This window comes from Alicyclobacillus acidoterrestris (genome assembly GCF_022674245.1).
Classification (GTDB): Bacteria; Bacillota; Bacilli; order Alicyclobacillales; family Alicyclobacillaceae; genus Alicyclobacillus; species Alicyclobacillus acidoterrestris.
Map to the genome: position 1 here is coordinate 1286243 of NZ_CP080467.1, position 26856 is coordinate 1313098.

Below are 26856 nucleotides of genomic sequence, written 5' to 3' on the forward strand. Positions count from 1 at the left end.
GATCAAATGCTTTTGCAACGCTAAAAAGAGACACCAGATATGGTGAGATTCTGTTGGAATCGTCAAGTTGTTGTTCTGCGAACTGACCTTGACGAAAAAGGAGTTGACTTCAGATGAACTTTAGAGTGAACAACACGTTGATCTACTTCTTTGGCGCCCTCGGTGGATTGCTTTTTGGCTATGATACCGGTGTCATCTCCGGTGCAATTCTATTTGTCGAACAAGACTTGCATCTGACTTCATTTACAGAAGGCGTTGTCGTGAGTTCCATTCTCGTAGGGGCCATGATTGGCGCGGCTATCAGTGGTACGTTGACGGATAAATTAGGGCGTAAAAAGGTGGTTCTCGCCGGTGCCGTGATTTTCTGTATAGGCGCCATCGGTTCCGCGCTTTCTCCCAATGCTGGGGTTTTGATTTTGTTCCGCATTGTTTTGGGGTTAGCTGTTGGAAGCGCTTCGACGCTCGTGCCGACCTATTTGTCCGAAATGGCACCGACGGCTGCGCGCGGTTCTCTGTCGAGTCTAAACCAGCTGATGATTGTTATCGGTATTCTTCTCGCCTATATTATTAACTACATTTTCAGCCCAAGTGGCGATTGGCGTTGGATGTTGGGCCTGGCGTTTGTACCTGGTTTCATTCTCTTTTTCGGCATGCTGTTCTTACCAGAAAGCCCGCGCTGGCTGTTGATGAAGGGCAGAGAGCAAGAAGCTCGGCAAGTGTTGAATCATCTTCGTAAAGGTGTTGGCGTCGAAGAGGAAGTTCGGCAAATCAAAGAGACGAATGAACAAGAGCAGGGTGGTTGGAACGACCTCATGAGCCGCTGGGTGCGTCCCGCGCTGTGGGTCGCCATTGGACTGGCTGTATTTCAGCAAATTATCGGTTGTAATACGGTTATCTACTACGCACCGACAACGTTTAAAGAAGTGGGTCTCGGAAACTCCGCAGCGATTTTGGGGACGGTCGGTATCGGTACAGTCCAGGTGATTATGACGATTGTCGCCACGCGCCTGATCGATAAAGTGGGTCGTAAGCCCCTGTTGATTATCGGAAGTATCGGTATGGCGTTGTCGCTCTTCGTGCTTGGCTTTATGAACGCGCTGTCAGGCTCAACCGCCGCCGCGGGTTGGACCACACTCATTTGCTTGGCCGCCTATATTTGCTTCTTCTCTATCAGCTGGGGTCCGGTCATGTGGGTGATGTTGTCGGAGATTTTCCCATTGAGCATTCGCGGACTCGGCGTTGGCGTCGGTGCGGTGGTCAATTGGTTCGCAAATCTGGTCGTCTCCTTGACATTCCCGTCGTTGCTCAGCGCATTTGGCATCAGTACTTTGTTTATCGCATTTGGCGTGATGGGCGTGCTCGCGCTTATCTTTGTGGCACTGAAAGTCAATGAGACGAAGGGCCGCAGCCTTGAACAGATTGAAATTGATTTGCGCAACCGGGTTGTTCCAGGGCGTCACAGCGCTGTGCCTGTCAAACGATAACGTTACCCTGTCCTCTGTGATGGTCGTGGGTGGTATTTCGCAACACCGATACAGCAGCGAACTGTGTGAACCAACTCCTTGCGGGTTGGTTCATTTTTTGTGTGCGCCCAGCATGGGCGCTATCTATACGGTGAAAGTCCGGAATGGTGAAGGTAGCAGTAGCCATAGCTCAAGCCAAGGGTGTCCGTCGCGAGGCGGAATCTGAAGGAAGGCGGCGGCAAATCTCCGGCCCGAGGAACACGAACCTCAAGTGAGGCTAACGACAGCTGGATGAGTTTGCCAAACAAAACAAAGTCCATGCTACCGAAGGCTGTCGAGAGTAAATGGGGCGGGTAGGTGGAGAGAAAGATAGCGCTCTTACCTGGGGAGGTCTGTCCGGCACGCCAGCAAGACTGGTAACCGGTACTGAAAGGTGCCGCTGAACGGGCAGAAGTCAGCAGACGGCATAGTACCTGTGGAGGGACGCCAAAACAGGGAAGGCCTGAACGTGATTGTGAGGGTTGAACATGGCAAGCTCGCAAGGAAAGCAAAGACAGCAGAAAATCCCAAAAAGGAGCTACCTCCAGGAGGAAGCGGTGAATCCGCAGGGGACTGAAGGAGTGCCTAGCTTTTCTTCGGCGCAACCCAAGGGAACAACCCGCGAGGAGAACCCTATCGACCTGATGGAACAAGTGGTAGAGCGGGAAAACCTGCTCGAAGCGTTACGCCGTGTGGAGCGAAACAAAGGAGCGGCCGGTGTCGACGGCATGGAGATTAAATCCTTTCGACCATTCCTAATGGACAACTGGTCACGCATCCGAGAAGAACTCCTGAGTGGAACCTACAAACCGATGCCCGTACGTCGAGTCGAAATCCCGAAACCAGACGGTGGCATTCGGATGTTAGGGATACCTACGGTGCAAGACCGCCTGATACAACAGGCACTTCTACAAGTACTTACACCGATCTTTGATCCGACGTTCTCCACATCCAGCCATGGATTCCGAGCAGGGCATAGTGCGCGAATGGCGGTAAACCAGGCGCGCAACTATGTCTCAGAGGGATACCGGTGGGTAGTTGACATGGACTTGGCTCAATTCTTCGACCGAGTGAACCACGATATGTTAATGGCACGCGTGGCGAGGAAGGTAATGGATAAGCGAATCCTCCGACTCATCCGCAGATACCTAGAGGCGGGGATACTCGTCAATGGGGTTTGCGTCAGGTCAGAGGAAGGCAAGCCGCAGGGCGGGCCGATGAGCCCGTTATTGGCCAATATTTTGTTGGACGACCTAGACAAGGAACTGGAACGTCGTGGGCACCGCTTCGTCCGCTATGCGGACGACTGCAACATCTACGTGAGCAGTCGGCGGGCGGGAGAGCGAGTGATGGAAGGTGTGCGCAAGTACGTAGAAGGGCGACTGAAACTCAAAGTGAATGTGGAGAAGAGCGCGGTAGACCGACCGTGGAAACGAAAGTTTCTCGGGTTCTCGTTTACAGTGGAGAAGAGGACGCGAATTCGAGTCGCACCAAAGTCGCTCAAACGGTTCAAGGACAGGGTTCGAGAGCTCACGAGACGAAGCCGAGGGCAGTCGATGGCAAGTCGGGTGGAAAAGCTCAACGCCTACCTGAGAGGATGGGCAGGATACTACCGCTATGCTGAAACTCGAAGCGTATTCGAGCAACTGGATGAGTGGACACGGCGCCGACTGAGGATGTGCTTGCTGAAACAATGGAAGCAGTCCAAGACCAAACGGCGTAAGCTGGTTTCACTCGGCATACCAAGAGAATGGGCCGTGAATATAAGTAGCTCACGGAAAGGGCACTGGCGACTCTCCAATACTCCACAAATGAATAAAGCCCTTGGTCTGACCTACTGGAGAGAGCAAGGGCTTGTGAGTTTAGTCGAGCGATATGATTCACTTCGTTCCACAACATGAACCGCCGTATACCGAACGGTACGTACGGTGGTGTGGGAGAACGGGGGTTAGTCGCCCCCTTCTACCCGATTGGGGCCACAAAGCTTTTATGTGTGATTTTTCTCGCCTTCTGGCGTCTTTAGCCAGTCATTTGGCGAATGAGCGCGAGCAGTGCCCAACGCCTGTCCCGCCGCTTACGGAACTTTGGCAACGTCCTGTAGTTCCGAAGGCATTGTCGCCATGCCGCTTTCGCTTGCTTCTGATTGCCGAGGCGCTTTTGCAGGCGCCCGAATTGGTAATAAGCTTCACAGGACGATGCATTTCTTTCCTGAAATTTGGAAAGGTAGGATAGCGCTTTGGATGGTTGGACGGGCGCTAGGGCTTCCGCGAGTTTGAGGTAAGGCTCTCCGTAGTGAACGTTCGGATTGCTCGCGGTTGCATCCATAATCAGTTGTTCACCGATATCCAAGCGTCCGAGTCCCAGTTGACAAACACCGGTGTCCGCGAGGACAGCGGGTTCGCTTTGCATGGATTCAGATAGTTGTTGTAATAGCGCCAGGGCCTGTTTGAACTGACGCCGTTCCATGTAGATACGAGCCAATTCGTAACGAGCGGACATGTCATGTGGATTGAAAGACAAGACGCGTCGCAGGTTTGACATTCTAGACCATCTTCGAAATGGCTTGACGACGCTCGGTAGGAGTCCAAAATAACGTTGGTCAATGACGTAGTAAATCACAAGAATCACGATGATGGCGAGAATGGGATTGCCGGTCAGCATCCAAATCAGCGAAAATAGCAGGGCTTTTGACACAAATCTGAGCCTCCTACGGTTGGCGTGCGCCATTGCGGGCACAACTGGACGGTGGAGCCTACGCTCCACCACGATACGAATCTATCTTCGAGGTACGGATTTTGCATAGGGGCGCTTTTTCCCCGTCGCGCCGGAATCGGTTTGGTTTAGAAATTCGAATGTCGTTGTGCCATCTGGATTCAACAGAAGTCGTGCCTGAAACGGTTTGCCCGCTTTACTTTTGAACTTCAGTGGACGGGTGCGCTGTTTGTTGAGCAAATCTTTCACTTGCGCTGCGCTCATGTTGTGGCCCGAAATTTGCTTCCAGACACAAAATGTGCATCCATGTGACTTCCAATTTGCGCACGCGAACGATTTTTTGGTTTCGACCACTTGTCCTCCACAGCGTGGGCACTTCCCGACAGCGGTGGAGGCGGTTTGCGGGTCCGGTGCGACATGAACAGCAAATTGTCGAATCGATCCGACGACGATATGCGTAAACTCGGTAATTTCGTGGATAAATTGACGCACGTCGTAGTTTCCAGCTTCAATTTGCGCGAGTCGGTGTTCCCAATCCCCGGTTAACTCTGGAGATTTTAACGCGTCCACGCGAATGGCTGCGATTAATGACCTCCCCTTCTCCGTCGCGATGAGTTGCTTCTTTGCCACGTGGACGTACCCATCCCGTTTCAGTTTTTCGAGCACAGCAGCTCGCGTTGCCGGCGTCCCAAGCCCGCGCGCTTTGAGCGCCTCTGCCAGAACTTCGTCGTCGACCTCTCGTCCAGCTCTTTCCATGGCGGACAGCAGGGAGGCCTCTGTGAAATGAGCGGGCGGTTTCGTCTCCTTTTCCACCACTTGGATGTCCGCCACCTGGACGGAGTCTCCTTTTGTGACGGCAGGCAGCGTGGTTTCAGTTTCGTCCTCGTCTGCCGAAGCAGTCGTGCGCGTGTCGCGATTGACCTGAAACACCGCCTTCCAGCCAGGTTTGACAAGGACGCGCCCGTTCGTTTTGAACATTTCATCCATGATTGCTGTCACAATGGTGGTCGTCGCCCATTCTGCAGGTTCCAAGAGCGCCGCCAACGTCTGCTTGCTAACCAGCTCATAAATCTTTTGCTCGTCCGGGCGAAGCGCAGCAGAAACTGGCTGTTCTGTCGGAAGAATTGCGTGATGGTCCGTCACTTTCGTCGCGTTGACCACGCGTTTGGTAGGGCGGATTTGTGCCGGAATCAACGCTCGGAAATGCGGGAATTGCGCGCTTGCCGCTAGTAATCGCCGACGCAAAGTTGGCACAATATCGCCAGACAGGTAGCGGCTGTCCGTGCGTGGGTAGGTCAGTACCTTGTGTTTTTCGTAGAGCGACTGTGCCAATTGTAGTGTCCGTTCCGCCGTAAAGCCATACTTCTGGTTGGCCGTCCGTTGCAGCGACGTCAAATCGAACAGTTGTGGGGGCTGCTCGTGGACGACCTTTTCTTCGACATCGCGAATCGTTCCAGAATGTCCGCGTAGTTTCTCAAGTAGGCGCTGGGCGTCCTCACGCTGATCCATCCGCGTTTCGCGCTTGCGGTTCATCCAAGTTCCCTTGTAAGTACCCTCGTCATGAACGAATTGCGCTTGTAATTCGAAATATGGTTGTGGTGTAAACTGCTCAATGGTCAAATCTCGTTGGACAATCATGGCCAGTGTAGGGGTTTGTACGCGCCCGATGGGCAGTAAGGTCCCCGCATGCGTCGTCATGGCGCGAGTCGCGTTGATGCCGGTGAGCCAATCTGCCTGCGCGCGCGCAAATCCAGCGAAAAAGAGGTTTTGATAGACGCGGTTGTCCTTTAACCGCTTGAGCGCGTCTTGAATCGCCGTTGGCGTCATCGAGGACAGCCACAGGCGCTTCGTTGGTCCTTTGTACCCGGTAGACAAGGCAATCAGCTCGTAAATTAATTGGCCTTCGCGGCCCGCGTCGGTGGCGACAACGACTTCTTCGGCGCGCTTGAGGAGCGATGCGACGATTCGATATTGCGCTTTGGTCTTTTCAATGACCTTTAGGCGAAATGGACTCGGGACAATCGGCAAATCTTCCATGCGCCATGTTTTATATTTCGCATCATAGTCGTGTGCATCGGCGAGCGTCACTAAGTGTCCGAGTGCCCAGGTGATGATGTGTGTGTTGGTTTCTAGGTAGCCGTCGTGGCGTTTGACGCCACCGATGACGCCTGCGATATCACGGGCGACGGAGGGCTTTTCTGCAATCAGTAACTTCATTGTCGTTCACTCCGTTGATGACGGACTTTGACTTGCCCTCGAGGCGGCTGCCGTATCACTAAAATCTTACGCCTCCCTCGTGATCTTTTCCATCCATTTCGCCTCGCGGGCATGCTGCATGATTTGCTCCACTGGCATACCAGCGCGCGCCGAAACGGCTGCAGCAATTGCGCCCTCGACGAGCGGTGCGTCTACGATGTGTGTGCGGCTTTGAACATCTTCATCGATGAGTTCGAGTGCCATCTGCGTATTCATGAGGGCGCTGCCGAGATCGAAAAAGATGAGGATTTCGTTATCGCGTGGGCAATGGGTCAGTTGCTTCATGATGAAGGTCGCGTCTGTGCCGATATTGTCACCCAGCCCCGCCGCGTGGCGGAGATCCACTTCCGGACCCGCGAGTTGGCCAAGCAGCGTGACGAGGCCCGCACCGAGATCGCGACTATGCGAGACAATCAGGAGACTAATGTTGGCCATGGCGTTTTCTCTACACCTCCTACGATGGCGTTTGCGAATTCTTCGAAAAACACGGCGCTCGAGACGCTCCCGGGGTCGCAGGTGCCGCGGCTGCGTTCGCCCAAGTAGGCGGCTCGGCCTTTGCCTGCGACGAGTTCACGCGTGCCGACTGCGGCCTCTGCGGCTGCCTTTGCCGCTGCGAGTATGCCTGACTCCGTGGGATTCGCCTGTAGGGTCTGTGCTGCGGGAGACCAGACGTCAATCAGGGTTTTCTCGCCAACCTGCGCCTTGCCGCGTGCAACTAAACCATCACGAGCTTGCACGATGGCTTCCGTGATGTCTTTCGCGTCGACTTGCGACTGACCTTTCCACTGAGCAGAGAAGCGTAGAAAAACCGTGGCGTAGAGGGGACCAGACGCACCGCCGACACTCGACAACAACGTCATGGCTACGGCCTGGCTGAGGGCACCGAGATCATCCGCAGGTGTTGACGTAAGGCGTTCGTTGGCCGCGTGAAATCCGCGTGTCATGTTCGTACCATGATCTCCATCGCCAATTTGATTATCTAATTGGTCGAGGAGTGGCTGTAATTCGTCGAGCCTGTTCGTGTACGCTTGGATGAATGCGATAAAGGCACTTGTCGTGAGCATGTTGGAAACCTCCTCGTCAGCTTCGCCAGGCTGTCGTTGTGGCTGGTGCGTTCAACAACTTGGCGAGTTCATGGTCCAGTTTCAACAGAGATATGGAGAAGCCTGCCATTTCAAGTGAGGTCATGTATTCGGCCACGCGCGTCTGTTGGATGTTCACGCCTTGCTTGGCAAGCCTTCTGGCGATGCGTCGGTTTGCGATGTACAATTCGCTGAGCGGTGTCGCGCCGAGCCCGTTGACGAGCACAGCGACGTCATCGCCCGCCTGGACTGCGGCGTCTTCGAGAATGGTGTCGAGCAGGGTGTCAACCACGTCATCTGCTGACCGGATGGGCTCGCGCCGGACCCCAGGTTCACCGTGAATGCCAATGCCAATTTCGATTTCGTCGTCCGCCAACTGGAAACTAGGCTGACCGCTAGCGGGCACGGTGCAGGGGCTCAGTGCCACACCCATACTGTGGACGTTGTCGATGGCGCGCTTGGCAACTGCAGCGACCGTTTCCAGGGGATATCCAGCCTCCGCGGCGGCGCCAGCGATTTTATGCACGAACACGGTTCCTGCGATTCCACGGCGACCGATGGTATGTGTACTGTTTTGGACAGCGACGTCGTCGTCGACAACCACTTGTTCAACGTGAATCCCTTCCATCGTGGCCATTTCCGCCGCCATCTCGAAATTCATCACGTCGCCCGTGTAATTCTTGACAATCAATAGCACCCCTTGATCCCCATGGACAGCGCGAATGGCTTCCAGAATCTGATCAGGCGTCGGTGAGGTAAACATCTCCCCAGCGACCGCCGCGTCCAGCATGCCGGGACCGACGAATCCACCATGTGCGGGTTCGTGTCCGCTGCCGCCGCCGCTCACTAGGGCGACTTTGTCCGCCTTTTCTGCCCGAACTAATACGGTTGTGCCGGGGAGCCGCCGCAATTCAGGATGCGCAAGGACCATCCCGTCGAGCATTTGGTCGACATAATGGCCTACCTCGTTCATTAGTTTTTTCATAGATGCACCTCCAAACGTGAAATCTGGGACATTTACGGTAGGAATAGAAGGAAAAAGGGACGCAACGATTTCACTCCGTGCAGGGAGGAAACACTGCGCCCCTTCATCGACTGATGTACATCGCCGGGGAATGGACTTTGTGTCATCATATGCCACGGAAAGCCCTTTCATATCCCTATCTTAAAATCAATCACATGAAATGGCAATCACTGAATTGGATGCACCTGGGTGGTCGGTTGATGTGTCGCGAATCGAGTGATATGGTCAGTCGTTAGAAGCACATGTACCACTTGTGTTGCGATGTTGAGACTTATTTTCATGTAAGGGGAATGAAACGTGCATTTTGAGAATCAGCGGATAATCCCGGCAGTGAAACACATGAAGGACTTTGAGCAATTGTTGACGCGCGATTTCACCTATATCGTGCTGCTGGAAAGTCATCTCACACAGTTGCCCAGTCTCATTCGCACAGCCAAGCAACACGATAAAAAACTGATTCTCCACGCGGACTTAATCCAGGGTCTAAAGCACGATGAGTCAGCTGCTCAGTTTCTTTGTCAAATGTTGAAGCCAGCGGGACTTATTTCAACCCATTCCAGTGTCATTACGACGGCGAAGAAAAATCGCGTATTGGCGATTCAAAGGATTTTTTTGATAGATTCGCAAAGTCTGGATACCAGCTATCGGGTGTTGGCGAATTCGAAACCGGATTACATTGAGGTATTGCCTGGCGTGTTGCCGGATATCATTCGCGAGGTGCGGGGGGCGACACAATTGCCGATTTTAGCTGGTGGATTTATTCGATCGCGCGCGGATATTCAGTCTGTATTGGACGCAGGCGCGGCAGGGGTGACCACCTCGCACAAGGATTTGTGGTCGGTAAAGATTGACGGTTGACGAGAAACGTGAAAGGGATTACAGTAAGGCCAAGATATGAATGCGCTTACCTAAAAGTTAAGAGCGGTATGAGAATTGGAGAACCGTAAGATGTCCAGATCCGTTAGTGATTTGAGCGTCTTGCGGTTTTTTAATTTTCATTCGAACAACAACACAGTTTTGAAATGGCGAGGGGGCGTTTGTATGAGAAATTCTTTCTTAGGCGAGTGCATTGCTGAAATCATTGGGACAGCTTTCATGATTATGGTTGGTGACAGTGTTGCCGCCATGGCTGTTCTGTACAACTCGTTCTCGGGCGACTACTGGGGAATTTGTATTCTCTGGGGACTTGGTGTGACGATGGCCGTTTATCTCGTGGGCGCTATCTCGGGCGCCCACCTCAATCCCGCGGTCACCGTCGGCTTTGCAATGTACGGCGGTTTTCCGTGGAAAAAGGTGCCTGGTTTCATCGTGTCGCAGGGCATTGGGGCCTTCTTGGGTGCCGGGCTGACGTACACGTTGTTCAGTCCGGTAATCAATGCGTATAACGCGGCGCATCACGCCGCCAGGGCTGCCACTACGGGATTGACGACGTCCGGGATCTTTTTCACACATCCAAGCGCAGGCATTACCACCGGGCACGCCTTTGTCGATGAAATCATCCTGACGGGTGCGTTGGTGATTGGCATTCTGGCATTGAGCGATACGTACAACACGAATACGCCACGTGGCAATATCACGCCGCTGATTGTTGGTTTGCTCGTGGCGATGGTGGGCGGTTTTGGCGGTCAACTGGAGGCGTGGGCATTGAATCCGGCCCGCGACTTTGGCCCGCGGCTGTTCGCTTGGATGATGGGGTGGGGGCAAAACGCCTTTCCAGGCCCCGGGAACTTTTGGTGGGTACCGATTGTTGCGCCGATTGTCGGGGCAGTTGTCGCCGGGGCGCTGTACACCTACGTGTTGCGCCCGTTTATGCCAGGAAATCCGGCGCGGGTGAAGGCATCTGGCCTCACTCCAAAGCGTCTCGAGGCGTAACAGACACACGCATTCGCGTCTTGGCGTCGACAAATTGTTTTTATATGTGGAGGGATTCGAATGAGTGAACAATACGTGATGGCGATTGACCAGGGAACCACGAGCTCACGGGCGATATTATTCGATAAATCAGGTCGTATTGTGGCGATGTCACAGAAGGAGTTTACACAGATTTTTCCGCAAAATGGTTGGGTTGAGCACGATGCGATGGAGATTTGGGGATCCGTTCAGAGCGTCATCTCCGAACTGTTGGCGTCGCATGACGTCTCTGCGCAGCAAATCGCTGCCATCGGCATCACCAATCAGCGTGAAACGGCCGTCGTGTGGGATCGACATACGGGGCTGCCGGTGTACAACGCGATTGTGTGGCAGTCTCGGCAAACTTCGAAGATTTGCGAGGACTTAAAACAGCAGGGATATGAGCCGCTGTTTCGAGACAAGACGGGTTTGTTGATTGACGCGTATTTCTCGGGTACCAAGGTGAAATGGATTTTAGACCATGTGGAGGGTGCACGCGCACGGGCTGCGAACGGCGACTTGTTGTTTGGCACGATTGATTCGTGGCTTATCTGGAAGTTGTCGGGTGGAAAGCGGCATGTCACGGATTACACGAATGCTTCCCGAACATTGATGTATAACATATTCGACCTTTCGTGGGACGACGAGTTGCTGGAGATATTAACGGTGCCCCCTGCTATGTTGCCTGAAGTGTGCTCCTCGTCGGAAATCTATGCACACACCGAGCCGTCCTTGTTTTATGGCGAGGCGATACCCATTTCGGGTATTGCGGGGGACCAGCAGGCGGCATTGTTTGGGCAGGCATGTTTTCAACCCGGGATGGCCAAAAACACCTACGGAACGGGCTGTTTCATGTTGATGAACACGGGCGAAAAGGCTGTCAAATCGGCGAACGGTTTGCTGACGACGATTGCCTGGGGGATAGACGGTCGCGTGGAGTATGCGCTCGAAGGGAGCATTTTTGTAGCGGGATCGGCGATTCAGTGGTTGCGCGACGGATTGCGCATGGTGCGTACAGCGCCTGAGAGTGAGTCGTATGCGACGAAGGTGGATTCAACGGAGGGCGTGTATTTGGTACCGGCGTTTGTCGGCTTGGGGACACCGTATTGGGACAGCGACGCCAGGGGTGCCATCTTTGGTTTGACGCGCGCGACGAAAAAAGAACATTTTATCCGCGCCGCGCTGGAGTCCTTGGCGTATCAGACGAAGGACGTCATCCACGCCATGGAGGAGGATTCGGCGATTTCGCTGCAAAAGTTGCGCGTGGACGGCGGTGCGGCGGCGAATGACTTTTTGATGCAATTCCAAAGTGACCTCCTTGGCGTGCCTGTCGAACGACCGGCTGTCCTTGAGACGACCGCTTTGGGGGCCGCGTATCTCGCAGGTTTGGCCGTTGGCTTTTGGAAAGACAAAGGTGAGATTGAACGCAACGCTGCTGTTTCGCAGACGTTTGAGGCCAAAATGGATGACAGTACGCGTGCGTCGTTATATAATGGCTGGGTAAAGGCAGTGAATGCAACACGTTCTTTTAAATAGTCACTCGTATGGGTTACGCTCTGCGGGATACAAGTTCATAGTGATTGGTTATGAGATGAGGAGAAAACCATGGGCTTTATGCACAGTTGGCATAAAGTCTGTGGTTTTCTTGCTTTATGGGGGTAATGACATGAATCGCGGATTCTCGATGAGGTCGCGGTCGGAAATGGTGGGGGATGTCCGTCGAGATCAACTAGATGTATTGGTCATCGGAGGCGGGATTACGGGTGCCGGTATTCTGCTTGACGCACACGTACGGGGAATGAAGACGGGGCTTATCGAAATGCAGGATTTCGCCTCGGGGACTTCGAACCGTTCGACTAAACTGGTTCACGGTGGCCTTCGCTATCTCAAACAGTTCGAAGTTGGACTGGTCGCAGAGGTGGGGAAGGAACGCGCGATTGTGTATGAGAACGGCCCGCATATTACCACGCCTGTCTGGATGCTGCTCCCCATCATTAAGGGCGGAACTTACGGTATGTTCAGCAGTTCGTTTGGAATTTTCGTCTACGATATTTTAGCCGGGGTGAAGCGAAGCGAGCGGCGGAAAATGCTCGACGCACAACAGACGTTGGCAAAAGAGCCGCTGTTGCGGACAGAAGGGTTGAAAGGCGCCGGGTACTACGTGGAGTACCGGACGGACGACGCCCGGCTGACCTTGGAGATTATCAAAGAGGCGGTTGCGCGCGGTGCAACGGCATTAAATTATACAAAGGCAACCGATTTAATTTATGAAGACGGCAAGGTGGTTGGCGTTCGCGCGCTCGATTTGCTCACGAATGAGGCGTATGAGATTCGCGCTAGAAAGATTGTCAATGCGACTGGGCCTTGGGTGGATGAGTTGCGGGAACTGGACGGATCGAAAACGGGAAAGACACTCCATCATACAAAAGGCGTTCATATTGTGGTGGATGGTGCGCGCTTCCCGCTGCATAACTCCGTGTATTTCGATGTACCGGATGGTCGCATGGTGTTCGCCATTCCGCGAGACGGCAAGACCTATATTGGAACGACCGATACCAACTATCAAGGGGATTTGATTCATCCGCGGATGACCAAAGCTGATCGCGATTATCTCATTGATTGCGTCAATTTCATGTTCCCAACGGTGAAGTTGACTGCAAAGGACGTAGAGTCTAGCTGGACGGGGGTGCGTCCGCTGATTCACGAAGAGGGAAAAGACCCTTCGGAAATTTCCCGTAAAGACGAGGTCTTTCGCTCGGAGAGTGGTTTGTTTACGATTGCCGGAGGAAAGTTGACGGGGTATCGGAAGATGGCTGACAAGGTTGTGACCATGGTTGCAGAAGAGTTGAGCCAGGAGACAGGCCGACAGTTTGCGGCGTGTACCACAGATGGTATCGAGTACTCTGGTGGCAAATTTGGTGGATCGGCCAATTTTCAATCGTTCCTAGAGGAGAAGACAAGAGAAGGCGTAAGTTTAGGGCTAAGCGAGGCGCGGGCGAATCAATTGGCGCATCGGTATGGTACCAATATCGACGTCGTATATGACATCCTGCGGCGCTATGATGACGACGCGGATGCCGCCTCGTTGTCGCCTGAAGTATATGCGACGTTGGTGTACGGCTTGGAGTACGAGGCGGTGGTGACGCCATCGGACTTCTTCGTGCGGCGCACGGGCAGCCTCTATTTCGACATTGACTTTGTGCGGCGATGGAAGGAACCTGTACTTTCCTTCATGTCGGTCTGGTATGGATGGAGCGAAGCAGAAGCGGCGCGTTACCGCGACGAACTGGATGAGCGAATTGAAGAGGCGACCGTAGCTGTGTGAGTGACAGCCGACTGTTCCAACGGGGGGAGTCCTCGTTGGAACAGTCAAGATTGCTTTTGCAAAAGGCTGTCTCTATGTTACGAGGGTCTGACCTGTGGTGTGTCGTCTAAATAGTTGCGTAGCGACTTGGCTAGGCGGACCATCCCGTCGTGAACCACATTTGGCGAATAGAACGAAAAGCTGAGTCGCATTTGTTGGGCGCCGCTTCCTTCCGACACATAAAACGGTGCGCCGCCGACAAAGCTGACGCGTTCCTCGATGGCATATTCCCAAAGCTTCGCGACATCGACGTAAGGCGGCAGCGTCACCCAGACGAAGAAGCCTCCTGATGGATTTGTCCATGTGACCTCTTTGGGAAAATGCGCTGCAAGCGTCTCGACCATGGCATCTCGGCGCAACCGATAGGCTGTGCGAACTTTCTTCAGGTGCGCAGAAAAATCGACGGATTCTAAAAAGTTAGCGAGTACCTCTTGCACGAAGCCGCTCGTTCCCCCCTCCGCTTTGACCTTTTGCAGTGCTTGGATAATCACGCGTGGCGCGACGATATAGCCAATTCGCAGACCAGGGGCAATGGTCTTGGAAAAGGTGGATAGGTACAAGGTGTGCTCTGGTGCAATGGCTTTGACGGATGGGATGGAGATTTCGTCAAACCCCAGTTCTCCGTAGGCGTCGTCTTCCACAATGTAAAAGCCGTAGCTGGCCGCCAACTCGGCTAGCTTCACGCGTCGTGCGAAGCTCATTGTAAGTCCCGTAGGGTTTTGAAAATTGGGGATGACATAAAAGAGCTTTGGCATGGCTTGTGCTGTTGCTTTACGGTTTTTTAATTCCTGCTCGACGGCATCCACCAACAGACCCTCTTCGTCCATCGGAAAACCGCGTTCCGTCGCGCCGTTTAGCGCGAAGATATGAATGGCGCCAAAATAGGACGGTTCCTCAAACCATACTTCGTCCCCTGGATTTAAGAAAAGACGCGCAATTAAGTCAATTCCTTGCGAGGAACCGCTGGTCATCAGGATGTCATTCGGGTCTGTCGCGATGTTCCAAGAGGTCGTTTTTTGTGCGGCGAGGTATTCAAGGATCCGCTTGGAACCTGAACCACCGCCGTATTGGAGCACTCGCGCAGCATCGACTTGAAGCGCCTTTGTTGCCGCTTCGGTCAACTCGGGTATTTGGAAGAACTCGCCGTCTGGCAGTCCGTAGTTCAACGCGATGACGTCGGAAGTGTCCACTGTCCGCCCGGAGAAATCAAAGGCGGCAATACCCGCTTGCACTTTTGTCCGCTGTGCAAACAGTTCATGGTGTTGTGGTTTTGATTGTGGAATGGACATTTGCTTTGATCCCCTCCAAAAAGATGTTCTTCACTCATATCAAATCGAACATGGCGTTCAGAAGTGACAACAATACGCTGATTGTATCGTTGGAACAGCGGTGCGACAATGCTATACGTAAGGTTTAATGACAAAAATCAGATATGTCAGGAAACTTACCTTGAATATTGTTGGATTGTTCTGTATATTCCTGTTAAAACACTTGGATTCCTTACATGTTTGGCGCAAATTCTCATTTTTTCGTTAGAAAACCTCACTTTTTGGTTGGCGTGTGATCTTCGCTGTTCATCACCTATTGAGGAGAGATGCTTTATGGATCCGGTCAAGCAGTATCAGCCTACGGTCGATCCCGACGTAACTGGATATCGGCGAGCGTTGTCGTTTCGGGACCTGATGATGGTTTCGCTAAGCGGGGTCGTTGGGTCTGGTTGGTTGTTTGGCGCATATAACGCGGCTAAAGTTTCGGGAGCAGGATCACTTATCGCTTGGGCATTGGGCGGCATCGCCATTCTCCTCAGCACCTTGCCAAACTCAGAGTTGGTGGGCATGTTTCCGCGAGCCGGGGGTGCAATGCGCTATCCCTTATACTCACACGGTAGCTTTGTCGGTTTTTTAGTGGCTTGGGGCAGTTGGATTCCTGGAGCAGCTGGCGCAGCGACGGAGGCTGCGGCTGTGATTCAATACGCGAGTTCTTATTGGCCTGCATTGTACAGTGGCCAACGGATGAGTCCGCTAGGTATGGCTGTGGCCGCTTTTCTCGTCATTCTCTTCGCGTACGTCAACATCTTGGGAATTCGTTGGTTTGCGAGAATTAATACGCCGCTCACTGTGGTTAAGCTGATCGTCCCTGCGGGGACCATTATCATTTTGCTCGCCACCAGTTTTCATCCTGCGAATTTCGCGTCTGTCGCGAGTGGTGGTTTGTTGCCAACGGGTATCAAGGGCATTTTTGTCGCGTTGGCCACATCGGGCATTATCTACTCTTACCTAGGGTCTACAGGCCCCATTCAGTTGGCCGCCGAGGCAAAGAACCCAAGGCGACAAATCCCGGTGGCCATTCTCGCCGTCGTCGGCGTGTCCATGGCGCTCTATCTTCTCCTTCAAGTCGCTTTTATTGGCGCAATACCGAGTCATCTCCTGATGGCTGGCTGGGGGAATTTGAATTTTAATGCGCCATTTGTCGAGCTACTCGTCTCTGTGAATTTGGTTTGGGTTTCGTACATTTTATACGCAGATGCGATTATTTCACCTTCTGGCACGGCGTTGACGGGCACTGCGGTGGTCGCGCGAATTCTCTACGCCATGGGACTGCAGGGTTTTGCCCCGAAGCGTTTGGCTCAAATTGACCCAAAGCGGGGCGTTCCGGTGGTATCGATTATTGTGAATGAAATTGTCGGAATCATCTTTCTTCTTCCGTTTCCGAGTTGGCAGTCTTTGATTAGTGTCGTGGTGACATGTGCAGTCTTCACGAATCTCGTCGTGCCCGCTACAGTGAGCGTGTTAAGGCGCACGGTGCCGAATCAGGCAAGACCGTTTAAAGTGCCGCTATTAAATCTAACGGCGCCCGTCGCGAGTGCGGTATCGTGTCTTATCATGTATTGGGTGGGCTGGCCTGTCACAGGTCGGGTGATGCTCTTCTTTGCAATCGGAATCGTTTTCTATTTTATCGCCTTTCGACGTCAAAAATGGCCGTGGCGCCACGTACGGGCTGGCATCTGGCTGGTCTTGGCAATGGTGTTCATTCCGCTTATGTCGTTTCTCGGTACGTTTGGTGGAAGAGGTATCGTTCCGGCTCCGTGGGACTCGATGATTGTGGCGTTGTCCGGTGTGGTATTTTGGTTGCTCGGACGATATTCTGGTCTCTCTTTGCCAGCGGCGATGAACGGAAGAGGGATTGAGGGGGCTGAGGTCTACTCGGTTGAAGCACCAGAATTGATTGATTTCGACCTGAATTTCTGAGTGCGGCAAGCATGGGCACAGCTGTGGTGCCGCCGTGTGCATTGCGGGACAAATAGGCGTACAATCGTAGTAGATATCAACCATTAGAGGAAGGAATGACAAAATGGACTACGTGAGGCTTGGCACCACTGGTTTGGAAGTGTCGCGCATATGCTTGGGATGTATGAGCTATGGCGTCCCAGAACGCGGAAACCACAGCTGGTCTTTGAATGAGGAAGACGCTCGCCCGTTTATCAAGCGCGCGCTTGAATTGGGCATTAACTTTTTCGATACGGCGAATGTCTACTCGGATGGCACCAGTGAGGAAATTGTCGGACGAGCACTGAAAGACTATGCGAGCAGGGACGAAGTCGTCATTGCCACGAAGGTACATGGTCGCATGCGACCGGGACCGAATGGCGCCGGGCTATCGCGCAAGGCCATTATGACCGAGATTGATAATAGTTTGAAGCGCTTAGGAACTGATTATGTCGATCTCTACCAGATTCATCGCTGGGATTATGACACGCCGATTGAAGAGACAATGGAAGCTCTTCACGATGTGGTCAAGGCCGGCAAGGCGCGCTATATTGGCGCCTCTTCGATGTATGCGTGGCAGTTCCTCAAAGCGCTCTATACGGCTGAGAAGCATGGCTGGACCCGGTTCGTATCGATGCAGAATTACTTAAACCTCCTTTATCGCGAAGAGGAACGCGAGATGCTTCCGTTGTGTGAAGCGGAAGGGATTGGTGTGATTCCTTGGAGCCCTCTGGCACGTGGGCGGTTGACACGTGATTGGGATGAGTCGAGTGCCCGCTCAGAAACGGATGAATTCGGCAAGTCATTGTATGCGACGACTGCAGAAGCGGACAAGAAAGTCGTTGAGCGGGTTGCTGAAGTCGCTGCAAGCCGAGGGGTTCCGCGCGCGCAAATCGCATTGGCGTGGGTACTCCAGAAGTCGCCGGTGACGGCACCTATCGTCGGGGCGACCAAAATGCATCATTTGGACGATGCGGTTGCGTCGTTGTCTATTACGCTCACACCTGAGGAAATTGCAAAGCTGGAAGAGCCATATGTACCGCATCCCGTACTGGGATTCCGTTAAACGTTGGCCACTTCGCACAAATGAACCACATCGATGGGGAGGGGCAGTCTGTGCGACAGGCTCGCCCGTCCCCGATTCTGGTGGGCCAATCGTGGTTGGCGATTTCCTCCTGCATGGTTGCAGTTCTGAGAGCCAGGCAGGTTTTGACGGAAGGCCCAGCTGTGTGATGAAAAAATCTTCGATGAAAGCGGTTGACTATCGAAGCTCAGAAAATTAAGATGTGGTTAAGTAATTGAACGACTCGATTTCACCGAGTCATCAAATGATATTTGCACCATTTTGTTTTTCGTCGCATTGCATTCGTATGCAAAGCGCGCAGTCCTTCTTGGGGGATGTTGCATACGAATGCAAGAATGCAGGTTTTGCATACGTATGCAAGGTTGTGAGTTCTGTTGATTGTAGCGATTTCTGAAAGGATGAGCGTCGTGGCTAGGTTTTTAAAGCAAGGTAAGACGAAAGACGAAATGAAACAGGCAGACCATCAAGTATCGCAAACCGTAAGCGGTATTTTGAGTGACATTGAGAACCGCGGGGATGCTGCCGTGCGTCAATTGTCCGCCAAGTTTGACAAGTGGGAGCCGGAGACATTTCGTCTTTCCACTGCGGACATTGAAGCGATTATGAGCAGTGTGCCGGAAACAACACTGGAGGATATCAAATTTGCTCAGGCACAAATCCGGCGGTTCGCCGAAGCCCAACGTGCGGCGCTGCGCGACTTGGAGATTGAGACACTCCCAGGCGTGACGCTCGGGCATAAAAACATCCCGGTCAACAGTGTGGGGTGCTACATCCCCGGGGGACGGTATCCTATGGTGGCTTCCGCGCATATGAGCGTGTTGACCGCAAAAGTAGCGGGGGTACAGCGGGTCATTGCCTGCACACCGCCGATTCAAGGAGAGATCCCAGCGGCAACGGTGGCTGCGATGTCGTTGGCTGGTGCGGACGAGATTTATATTCTCGGTGGCGTCCAAGCGGTCGCTGCAATGGCGTTAGGCACAGAGTCGATTGCGCCGGTCGATATGATTGTCGGGCCTGGCAACGCGTTTGTCGCCGAAGCAAAGCGACAATTGTACGGACGAGTAGGCATTGACTTGTTCGCGGGCCCAACTGAAATTCTCGTGATTGCGGATGACTCCGCCGATGCAGAAATGGTCGCGTGTGATTTGCTTGGGCAATCAGAACACGGACCGACATCGCCCGCTGTGCTGATTACGACCTCGGAGCAACTCGCGAAAGAAACGTTAGTAGAAATCGATAGGCAACTTGAGACATTGGCAACCGCAGACGTCGCAGGGAAGGCGTGGGCTGACAATGGCGCTATCATCCTGGTGGACAGTATTGAGGAGGCCGTGATTGAGGCCGACAAACTCGCATATGAGCATGTCGAGGTCTTGACGAAGAACCCACGTTACTTCCTCGAACACATGACAAACTACGGGGCACTTTTCCTTGGTCCAGAAACGAATGTGGCCTATGGCGACAAGGTCATCGGAACCAACCATACGCTTCCAACCAAAGGAGCTGCCAGGTATACTGGAGGCCTGTGGGTCGGCAAGTTTATTAAAACGTGTACGTATCAAGAATGTACACCACAAGCCAGTGCCTACATCGGAGAATATGCGGCGCGACTGTGTGACTTAGAAAACTTCGCTGGCCATCGGGAACAGGCTCTGTTACGAGTCCGGCGTTATGGGAAGGTCACCGCAGTCAGCCAGTAAACCTGACAATGTGGTGATTGTGTGAAAGGTAACTATCCAGATGGTCAATTCGGCGATAGAGGAGCGGGCCGAAAGCGGGTTACCGCTTCCGATATCGCACGAGTGCTCGGAATTCATCAATCTACGGTTTCTCGTGCACTAGGGAATGGCTCCGTGTCACCGGAAAAGCGGGAACTCATCTTAAAAACCGCAAGAGAATTGGGCTACCGACCAAATGGCATCGCACGCGGGTTGATTACAGGAAAGTCGCGGATGATTGGGCTGATTACATCCGATATCAAAAACCCGTTTTACCCAGATGTCATTGAACGGTTTACAAACGCATTGAGAGATAGAGGATTTTATGTGCTGTTTGTCCATTCGGCGGGAAATGACGTCGACAGCGACGATATTACCCCGTTCATCGAGTATCACACCGAAGGGGTCATCGCAGTAGCGGCGCAGTTGTCCTCGGCGATGGTAACTCGCTTGACTGACTATGGGTTTCCGGTGGTTCTGTTCAATCGCTATATGCAAAACGCGCGTTGTTCTGCCGTGACGTGTGACAATGTGCGCGGAGGAGAGGTCGTCGCTGAACTGCTCATCGGTACTGGACACCGAAGACTTGGTTACGTGGCGGGAGATCCAAATACATCTACGAGTCGAGATCGGGAAACAGGATTTCGCCAAGTCTTGCAACGGCATTCGTATGCCGACCCCATCGTCGTGCCGGGAGATTACACGTACGAGGGCGGTTACAATGCGGCATTGAACCTATTTCACGCTGATCATCCTCCAGACGGAATTTTTTGTGCAAACGACATCATGGCACTAGGCGTTCTCGACGCAGCTCGACACCTTGGGATTCGAATACCGGATGACGTTTCAGTTGTTGGGTTCGATGACATTTCTTTGGCGGCCTGGAAAGCGTATTCACTCACTACCGTACGTCAACCCGTCAATGAAATGGTCGAGGCGACGGTCGACCGGCTAATTCGCGAAATTGAAGGGACCGCCCCAGAGCCAGAAATTACAAATATACCAGGAGAACTGGTGATGCGTAGCACGGTAAGAGATAGGGGTGAAGATGCGACGTGAATCGCGCGAAGACATTTCATGCCGATAGTCAGTGGATGACCGGAGACATCGATAGTAAGTATCTTGTGGAAATGCAGATAGACTTTCACGAGCTCAAACGTTCCATGCAATCGCTGTCTGGCGTGTTGATGTTGGTTCAGTTAAAAGCGACGACGGAAGCCACACAATTGTTGATGGTTCTGAAGGAGACGGGAAACTGGTTGGCTGAGACCTTTGAACACCTGTCTCAGGTTTCACACGGAGGGCGCTTCGAAGATTTTCGACGCGTGTGTGTCAATGTGTGTACGAGTTTACAGTCTGTTCATCGCGAATTGGTCGAATGGGTGCAGCAAAGGGGGATGGAGGCGAGGCATCAGGCGATTCACAAGATGTTGTTGCGCCTCCAGTACGCCCATCAACAGCTGAAGCGTGCGTCGTCGTTCTCGCCGGCATTTGAAATGGTGTCCCTCAACACGAGTTGCGCTTGTGCACATCACTGAGAACGGGAGGAATAACGGATGCAGGATTACTCCATTTGGGTTTTGGAATATGCTTACGTTCCTGATTATGCGAAAGGCGGCGTCCTTTATGGTGCGCATAATGAAGGAACTATCAAGCTGCCTTATTGCTACGCAGTGATCAAGGGCAACGGTCACACCATTATGGTTGACGTAGGCTACAACTATAAGGAATACGGAAAAGTATTGGCAGAGCGCTTTGGCGTGATCAATTGGCGAGATCCGAAGACTGTATTGAAGGAAGTCGGCATTCAACCGGAAGAGGTAGATACGGTGTTGGTGACGCACGCACACTTCGATCACTTTGGAAATGTTGAAGATTTCCCAAATGCCCGGTTTTACATTCAGGAGCAGGAGTTTACGAAGTGGTTGTGGGCGCTGGCGCTGCCAAAACAGTTCGAGTGGCTGCAAGGCGCGATGGATCCGGGCGATATGCTGCGCGCGACGCAGTTGGCAGTGGAAGGCAGATTAGTATTGGTCGATGGCGACCTCGAGAACGTACTGCCGAACATTGATTTGTTCGCGGCGCCGGATACGCATACGTTCGGATCACAATTTATTCGCGTGCGTAACGCAGAAGGCTCAGATGCTTGGATTTTGGCTGGAGATTTGGCATACGTTTTCGAAAATATTGAAGGCCGAGACAAGGACGGCGTGTATGTACCGGTTGGGCTTGCCTCGGGAAGCCAGGTCAATCTCTTGCTCACGACGGATAAGATGATGAATTTGGTTGATAGAGATCCCAGGCGCATCATTCCGGTTCATGAAGAGCGGTTAGTAGAGGTATTTCCTTCTCGGATTTCTAGTGAAGGCCTGCATATTGTCGAAATTACGTTAGCAGATGACGAGGTTTCAAAGGTAGCAGTTGAATCGACGAGTTCGAATCATCAATCCATGTCCTAGGAGTAGGGGGCGAGTGTTTTGGGGAGTGTACGGACGCAGAAGGAGTTTCCCGAGATAACCAGTCGGCCGACGTTGTTTGGCCTTGATAAAAACGCTTTCTTAGTCACATTGACGTCGTTTTTAGGTTGGACGATGGTGAATATGGATGGGTCATTCTTCAGTAATGTCTATCCGCTGATTCAAAAGAGTTTGCATTTAGCTGCCTGGACGATTGGCGCTATCACCGCATCGATGGCGATTGCCGGGTGTATCGCCACGTTGATTGCCGGTCCTTTATCTGATTATCTTGGGAGAAAGGTCATTTTTCAGTGGACGATTGTGTTTACCGCACTGGGCAGTGCGTTGAGTGCTTTGTCCGGTGGTTTTATCTCCCTGCTTATCGCTCGTTGCTTCACTATGGCCGGCAACGCCTCGGAGTGGATGATTGGGCAGGTGATGGTGACCGAAGGGACGCCCAGCCGCTCACGTGGTTGGTGGACTGGTGTCGCGCAGGTAGGATGGCCTGTCGGATGGTTCCTGACTTCGGTTGTTGTGGCTCGTCTTGCGCCAGCCTGGGGTTGGAGAGGCGTATTCTGGGCAGGACTTATTCCTGTGTTTCTGATTTTGCTAACCCGCATTTTTGTCAAGGAGAGCGACCGGTTTAATGACCTGAAACGACTGCGGGCGAAAGTTAAGAAGACCGGCAGCCTTGATGAGGAAAATGTAAGCGCTCAATACGAGGTGAATCAACAGGAGGCAGTTCAGTTTACGTATCGTCAGCTATTTAACTCAGACCTGCGCAAGACGACCATCCTGTTATGGGTTTGGCAATTCGTTTACAATTACGGCCTGTATGCTGTTGCTTACTTCCTTCCTACTATCTCTGCGGCACACGGCTTTACGTTATCCAACACATGGACGATCAACGCTTGGGGAACGGGTGTCGGGGCCTTTGGGTACCTGGCTGCGGCATACCTCGGAAATCGATTTGGGCGTCGCAGTATTGCATTAATTTGGCTATTTCTAGGCGGGATCGCAGGTGTGTTCTTTGCATTCGGCACCCATTCACCCGGACAAATGGCCTTTTGGTGGGCGGCATATTACTTTTTTACGGTTGGGCACATGGGCGTCTATATCCCATATATGCTGGAGAACTTCCCGACGCGTGCGAGAGGAACAGGCGCATCGCTCATGTCGTTTGCGAACTGGGCAGCCCTTCTGTTGGCGGGCCTCACGTCACAGTGGATGGTTCACACCATTGGCGTCGAATACGCGACCTTTATTTGGTTAGGTATTGCAAGCTGGATCGCTTGTGCGTGTGGGTTCGGTACACGCAAGATCAAACCAGGTATGGAACTCGAAGATATTATTACGTGACGCGTGAGATCTCACATAGTTTCATAATGATTTACGCTATGCCATCACAGTCCTAGCAAGAGGGCTGTGATTCTTTTTTGTAAAATTCGGAAGTTAGAATCTTCCTTTCCCCATGCGCTGCCTCCCATCGTTGAGTCCGGCACAAACGGACTACATACATTGGTAGAGATAAATAGTCCAAACGAATCATTACACTTTGTTCGCGGGTTGCTAATCTCAATTCGTAGAGCGCTTTGCGTCGGCATATGCCGACGCACGGCATGTTGCAGTGGACAAGGGGGATGGGCATGGGGAGCGCATTTGTGGGATGGATTTTACAAACGTGGCTGTTGTCCGCACAGGTGTTTTCGACACGTGAATTTGCGCAATTGGCAGTGTATCGCGTTTATCCTGCGGCAGAGCCATGGTTTATTTTCATCTTGCTTCCACTGGGATTCACGTTGGATGGTGGATTGTTTCACGTGGATGTATCCGCCGGTATCTTCGGTATTTTATATGCAACGGTTTATGTCTTACACGCGAGAACTTGGAAGTTGTCCGCGTTCGTCGTCACGACGGTCGCTTCGTTTTTGGTGGAAGAGCTTTGGCGCTACGGGACCCGGCCGCAAGTGTGGGTGAGCGTGGGCCTGTTGTGTCTGCTCATTGCGCTCATCTCACCAATCTTGACACGCTGGACTTCGATGGTGGGGATGTTGTACGCGACCTCGCTGTGCGTCTTGGCCGACGGCCTGTTTTGGTTGATTTTCCATCGTGGGGTTGGTTCCACTGTTGTGGCTTTACTGACAGGTATCATGTCGGGGATGTACGTGAATTTTCGCAGCCGACATGATCAGTTCGTCCGGGAAACGCATCACGCCGTACAGCACGACGTGTTGACTGGCGCGCTCACTCGCCGCGGTTTGACCACTTGGATAAACGATTTGCGCCGCCATGGGGTCACGTATGGAATTGTGATTTTTTGCGATCTCGACAACTTCAAGTGGATCAACGATACCTGGGGACACGAAGTTGGCGATTGCGTGTTGCGGGAGTTTGTGAGTCGGATACGCGCCAAGTTGCGCGCGGAGGACGCGATTGCACGATTCGGTGGGGATGAATTCGAAATTTTACTGCCGATGGAACCGGGGACTTTGGGGGACGAGGTCGTCCAGCGGCTACATCAAGCGGCAACCTCTGGCAGCTATGCCGTTTTGCAAGGAGGCGTAACGCTCGACATCGGTGTTTCAATGGGATGGACGCAAGGGGAGTTTAACGAAGCAACTGCGAATGAGGCAGACAAGGCACTGTTGAGTGCAAAGAGATCTGGCAAGAACTGCGTACTCAAAGCGAGTGGCTATAGCGACGCGACAGAACCGTGTTTGTCGGTCGCGGAGAACGTGGATGCCAATTTGTATTGGCTCACCAATATTGCGCAGTCGCTGTGGGCTGACGCATATTATCCGTTTGTGCTGACAGATGCGCACGGCCAGATTATTGTCGCCAACCAGGCATATGCGAATTTGGTTGGCCGCAACCGGGAGGAACTACAAGGAAATAAACCGAGCATCAGCCGCTCAGGAAAGACGCCACGAAGAGTCTATGAAAGTATGTGGAACAATCTGTCGCATGGCCGACCATGGAGCGGTTGTTTGTTGAATCGGCGCAAAGATGGTGGTGAGTGGTGGGAAGTTGCTGAGTTGTTCCCGGTGACGCTCTCTGGGCAAATTGTCGGGTACTGGGGCTTGGTTCAAGACTTGCATCATGCCCAGTTCCCCGAAGTCGTGAGTCGGGAATATATCCGTTGGCATGGTGATATCGATTGGGTGTTTCAACCGATATTTGATGCGGCTACAGAAGAGGTCGTCGGTTATGAGGCGTTGGCGAGACCCAAATGGGGCGAACAGGATGTTTCTCCAGAAACATTTTTTCGGATTGCGGAAAAGTTGCGATTCTATTCACAGGCCGACTGGGATTGTCTCGACAGTTTGTTGGAGCGGTTGGAGGAAGTATCCTGGCCCAAAGGCGTCAGATTGTTTCTCAACGTATACGTGGCCAGCTTGAGCGACACGGGTAGAATGCGTGACTGGCTGTCGAAATTTTACCAACAGCACCCTGATGTCATTTGTGTCTTTGAAATCCTGGAGCACCATCATGGACAACAGGAGATTGACTTGAACCATTGGTATGAACTTCAATTGGAATTTCCGTTGATTGAATTGGCGCAGGATGACTTTGGTGCGGGTGAACAAGATGTCATCAGGCTGGTGAACGTAATGCCCAACTGGGTGAAGCTGGACAGAGCGTGGGTCAGCATTGCCGAAACGCATCCAGAAAGTCGAGATCTGTTGTACGCGATGACGCGCTGGGCGCGTGCGCAAGGTATTCGAGTGATTGGTGAGGGGCTTGAGACGAGATCGCAGGCGGATATGTATATGGATTTAGGCATATCGTTGCATCAAGGGTATTACTGGAGTCACCCCGGGCAGCAGTTGGTGGCATCGCAGAAGTAATCTCGAAGTGGTGTCTGAGGCTTAGCCAAGTTTACGCACTGCATCTGTGGATGTATCACCAACGATTTCGTCCATCTCATTGTTAACAATTATGTTGACCGAAAGTTGGCCGTTCAATATAATTGGATCAACTCTCAACGAGATAAATGGGAGTCATTGTTCTCCATCTATTGATTTTATTCGAAGAAACTGAGGTGCATATGGATGAGTAATCGCAGGAGTCTTGAAATTGACGGCGTTACACATGGAAAGACACCGATACCACAGGGCGCAAAGATTGGACCATTTGTGTTCTCTTCAGCGATTGCAGGGATTGATCCGTCCACGGGCTCCATTCCGTCTGACCCAAAGCGCCAAGTGCAGTTGGTCTTTCAGCACGTGCGTAGTTTTATGAAGAACGCTGGCGGAAGTCCTGATGACATTGGCAAGATGACCGTGTATCTCGCAGACGAGCAATACCGCGACTTGGTGAACGAAGAGTGGGTAAAGATGTTCCCTGATCCGGCGAGCCGACCCGCACGGCATTCAACGGTGAGCCAGTTGCGTAACGGGGCGTTGGTGCAGGTAGAGATTACGGCTGTGATTGATTCAACTCGCGAATGAGTTACTCTGCAATGTCGCTTTCTTGAAAACGCTTTCTTAAGAGATGGTGGG

Annotated in this window: 21 protein-coding genes; 15 read left to right on the forward strand and 6 right to left on the reverse strand. The window is 52.6% G+C overall.

The window, feature by feature from the left end:
- Window positions 1-113: 113 nt before the first annotated feature.
- A complete protein-coding gene (locus K1I37_RS05975) occupies window positions 114-1484 on the forward strand; it encodes a sugar porter family MFS transporter (RefSeq protein WP_021295577.1) in 1371 nt (456 codons plus the stop codon).
- A 506-nt stretch (window positions 1485-1990) separates the two neighbouring features.
- A complete protein-coding gene (ltrA, locus tag K1I37_RS05980) occupies window positions 1991-3403 on the forward strand; it encodes a group II intron reverse transcriptase/maturase (protein ID WP_146822144.1) in 1413 nt (470 codons plus the stop codon).
- 118 nt (window positions 3404-3521) lie between these two features.
- On the opposite strand, the gene K1I37_RS05985 is transcribed toward ltrA, so the two are convergent.
- From K1I37_RS05985 to dhaK, 5 genes are all read right to left on the reverse strand, one after another.
- Window positions 3522-4196, reverse strand: coding sequence for a tetratricopeptide repeat protein (locus K1I37_RS05985; protein ID WP_021297992.1), 675 nt, complete (start codon window positions 4194-4196; stop codon window positions 3522-3524).
- An 81-nt stretch (window positions 4197-4277) separates the two neighbouring features.
- Complete coding sequence (locus K1I37_RS05990; protein WP_021297991.1) at window positions 4278-6431, reverse strand: type IA DNA topoisomerase; 2154 nt, start codon at window positions 6429-6431, stop codon at window positions 4278-4280.
- Between the two features lie 66 nt (window positions 6432-6497).
- Window positions 6498-6905, reverse strand: coding sequence for a dihydroxyacetone kinase phosphoryl donor subunit DhaM (gene dhaM / locus K1I37_RS05995; protein WP_021297990.1), 408 nt, complete (start codon window positions 6903-6905; stop codon window positions 6498-6500).
- Entirely contained in the window at window positions 6884-7534 is a 651-nt protein-coding gene (dhaL, locus tag K1I37_RS06000; RefSeq protein ID WP_021297989.1) for a dihydroxyacetone kinase subunit DhaL, read from the reverse strand. The genes dhaM and dhaL overlap by 22 nt, the downstream gene beginning before the upstream one ends.
- Window positions 7535-7550: 16 nt before the next feature.
- Window positions 7551-8537 (reverse strand): dihydroxyacetone kinase subunit DhaK, encoded by a 987-nt coding sequence (gene dhaK, locus K1I37_RS06005; protein WP_021297988.1) that lies wholly within the window; start codon window positions 8535-8537, stop codon window positions 7551-7553.
- 336 nt (window positions 8538-8873) lie between these two features.
- On the opposite strand from dhaK, the gene K1I37_RS06010 reads away from it, so the two are divergent.
- From K1I37_RS06010 to K1I37_RS06025, 4 genes are all read left to right on the forward strand, one after another.
- Complete coding sequence (locus tag K1I37_RS06010) at window positions 8874-9434, forward strand: glycerol-3-phosphate responsive antiterminator (RefSeq protein WP_021297987.1); 561 nt, start codon at window positions 8874-8876, stop codon at window positions 9432-9434.
- Window positions 9435-9617: 183 nt separating this feature from the next.
- Window positions 9618-10448, forward strand: coding sequence for an MIP/aquaporin family protein (locus tag K1I37_RS06015; RefSeq protein ID WP_021297986.1), 831 nt, complete (start codon window positions 9618-9620; stop codon window positions 10446-10448).
- 60 nt (window positions 10449-10508) lie between these two features.
- Complete coding sequence (gene glpK, locus K1I37_RS06020) at window positions 10509-12002, forward strand: glycerol kinase GlpK (protein WP_021297985.1); 1494 nt, start codon at window positions 10509-10511, stop codon at window positions 12000-12002.
- Between the two features lie 130 nt (window positions 12003-12132).
- Window positions 12133-13791: a glycerol-3-phosphate dehydrogenase/oxidase gene (locus K1I37_RS06025; RefSeq protein ID WP_021297984.1), complete on the forward strand. Its 1659-nt coding sequence runs from the start codon at window positions 12133-12135 to the stop codon at window positions 13789-13791.
- A gap of 77 nt (window positions 13792-13868) precedes the next feature.
- Here K1I37_RS06025 and K1I37_RS06030 read toward each other — a convergent pair whose 3' ends face one another.
- Entirely contained in the window at window positions 13869-15119 is a 1251-nt protein-coding gene (locus K1I37_RS06030; RefSeq protein ID WP_021297983.1) for an aminotransferase-like domain-containing protein, read from the reverse strand.
- A gap of 312 nt (window positions 15120-15431) precedes the next feature.
- Between K1I37_RS06030 and K1I37_RS06035 the strand changes: the two genes are divergently transcribed.
- The 9 genes from K1I37_RS06035 (at window position 15432) to K1I37_RS06075 (ending at window position 26805) form a co-directional block, all read left to right on the forward strand.
- Window positions 15432-17078 carry an APC family permease gene (locus tag K1I37_RS06035; RefSeq protein ID WP_021297982.1) on the forward strand — a complete coding sequence of 549 codons (1647 nt, stop codon included), beginning with the start codon at window positions 15432-15434 and terminating at the stop codon, window positions 17076-17078.
- Between the two features lie 103 nt (window positions 17079-17181).
- Window positions 17182-18162, forward strand: a complete 981-nt coding sequence (locus K1I37_RS06040) for an aldo/keto reductase (protein ID WP_021297981.1) — start codon at window positions 17182-17184, stop codon at window positions 18160-18162.
- A gap of 425 nt (window positions 18163-18587) precedes the next feature.
- Window positions 18588-19880, forward strand: coding sequence for a histidinol dehydrogenase (gene hisD, locus K1I37_RS06045; RefSeq protein ID WP_031219136.1), 1293 nt, complete (start codon window positions 18588-18590; stop codon window positions 19878-19880).
- A gap of 21 nt (window positions 19881-19901) precedes the next feature.
- Complete coding sequence (locus tag K1I37_RS06050) at window positions 19902-20957, forward strand: LacI family DNA-binding transcriptional regulator (RefSeq protein ID WP_021297979.1); 1056 nt, start codon at window positions 19902-19904, stop codon at window positions 20955-20957.
- Window positions 20954-21436 carry a hypothetical protein gene (locus K1I37_RS06055; protein ID WP_021297978.1) on the forward strand — a complete coding sequence of 161 codons (483 nt, stop codon included), beginning with the start codon at window positions 20954-20956 and terminating at the stop codon, window positions 21434-21436. The genes K1I37_RS06050 and K1I37_RS06055 overlap by 4 nt, the downstream gene beginning before the upstream one ends.
- Window positions 21437-21454: 18 nt before the next feature.
- Window positions 21455-22357, forward strand: coding sequence for an N-acyl homoserine lactonase family protein (locus K1I37_RS06060; RefSeq protein ID WP_021297977.1), 903 nt, complete (start codon window positions 21455-21457; stop codon window positions 22355-22357).
- A gap of 18 nt (window positions 22358-22375) precedes the next feature.
- Entirely contained in the window at window positions 22376-23713 is a 1338-nt protein-coding gene (locus K1I37_RS06065) for an MFS transporter (RefSeq protein WP_021297976.1), read from the forward strand.
- Between the two features lie 287 nt (window positions 23714-24000).
- Window positions 24001-26202, forward strand: a complete 2202-nt coding sequence (locus K1I37_RS06070; protein WP_021297975.1) for an EAL domain-containing protein — start codon at window positions 24001-24003, stop codon at window positions 26200-26202.
- 204 nt (window positions 26203-26406) lie between these two features.
- Window positions 26407-26805: a RidA family protein gene (locus K1I37_RS06075; protein WP_021297974.1), complete on the forward strand. Its 399-nt coding sequence runs from the start codon at window positions 26407-26409 to the stop codon at window positions 26803-26805.
- Window positions 26806-26856: the final 51 nt, after the last annotated feature.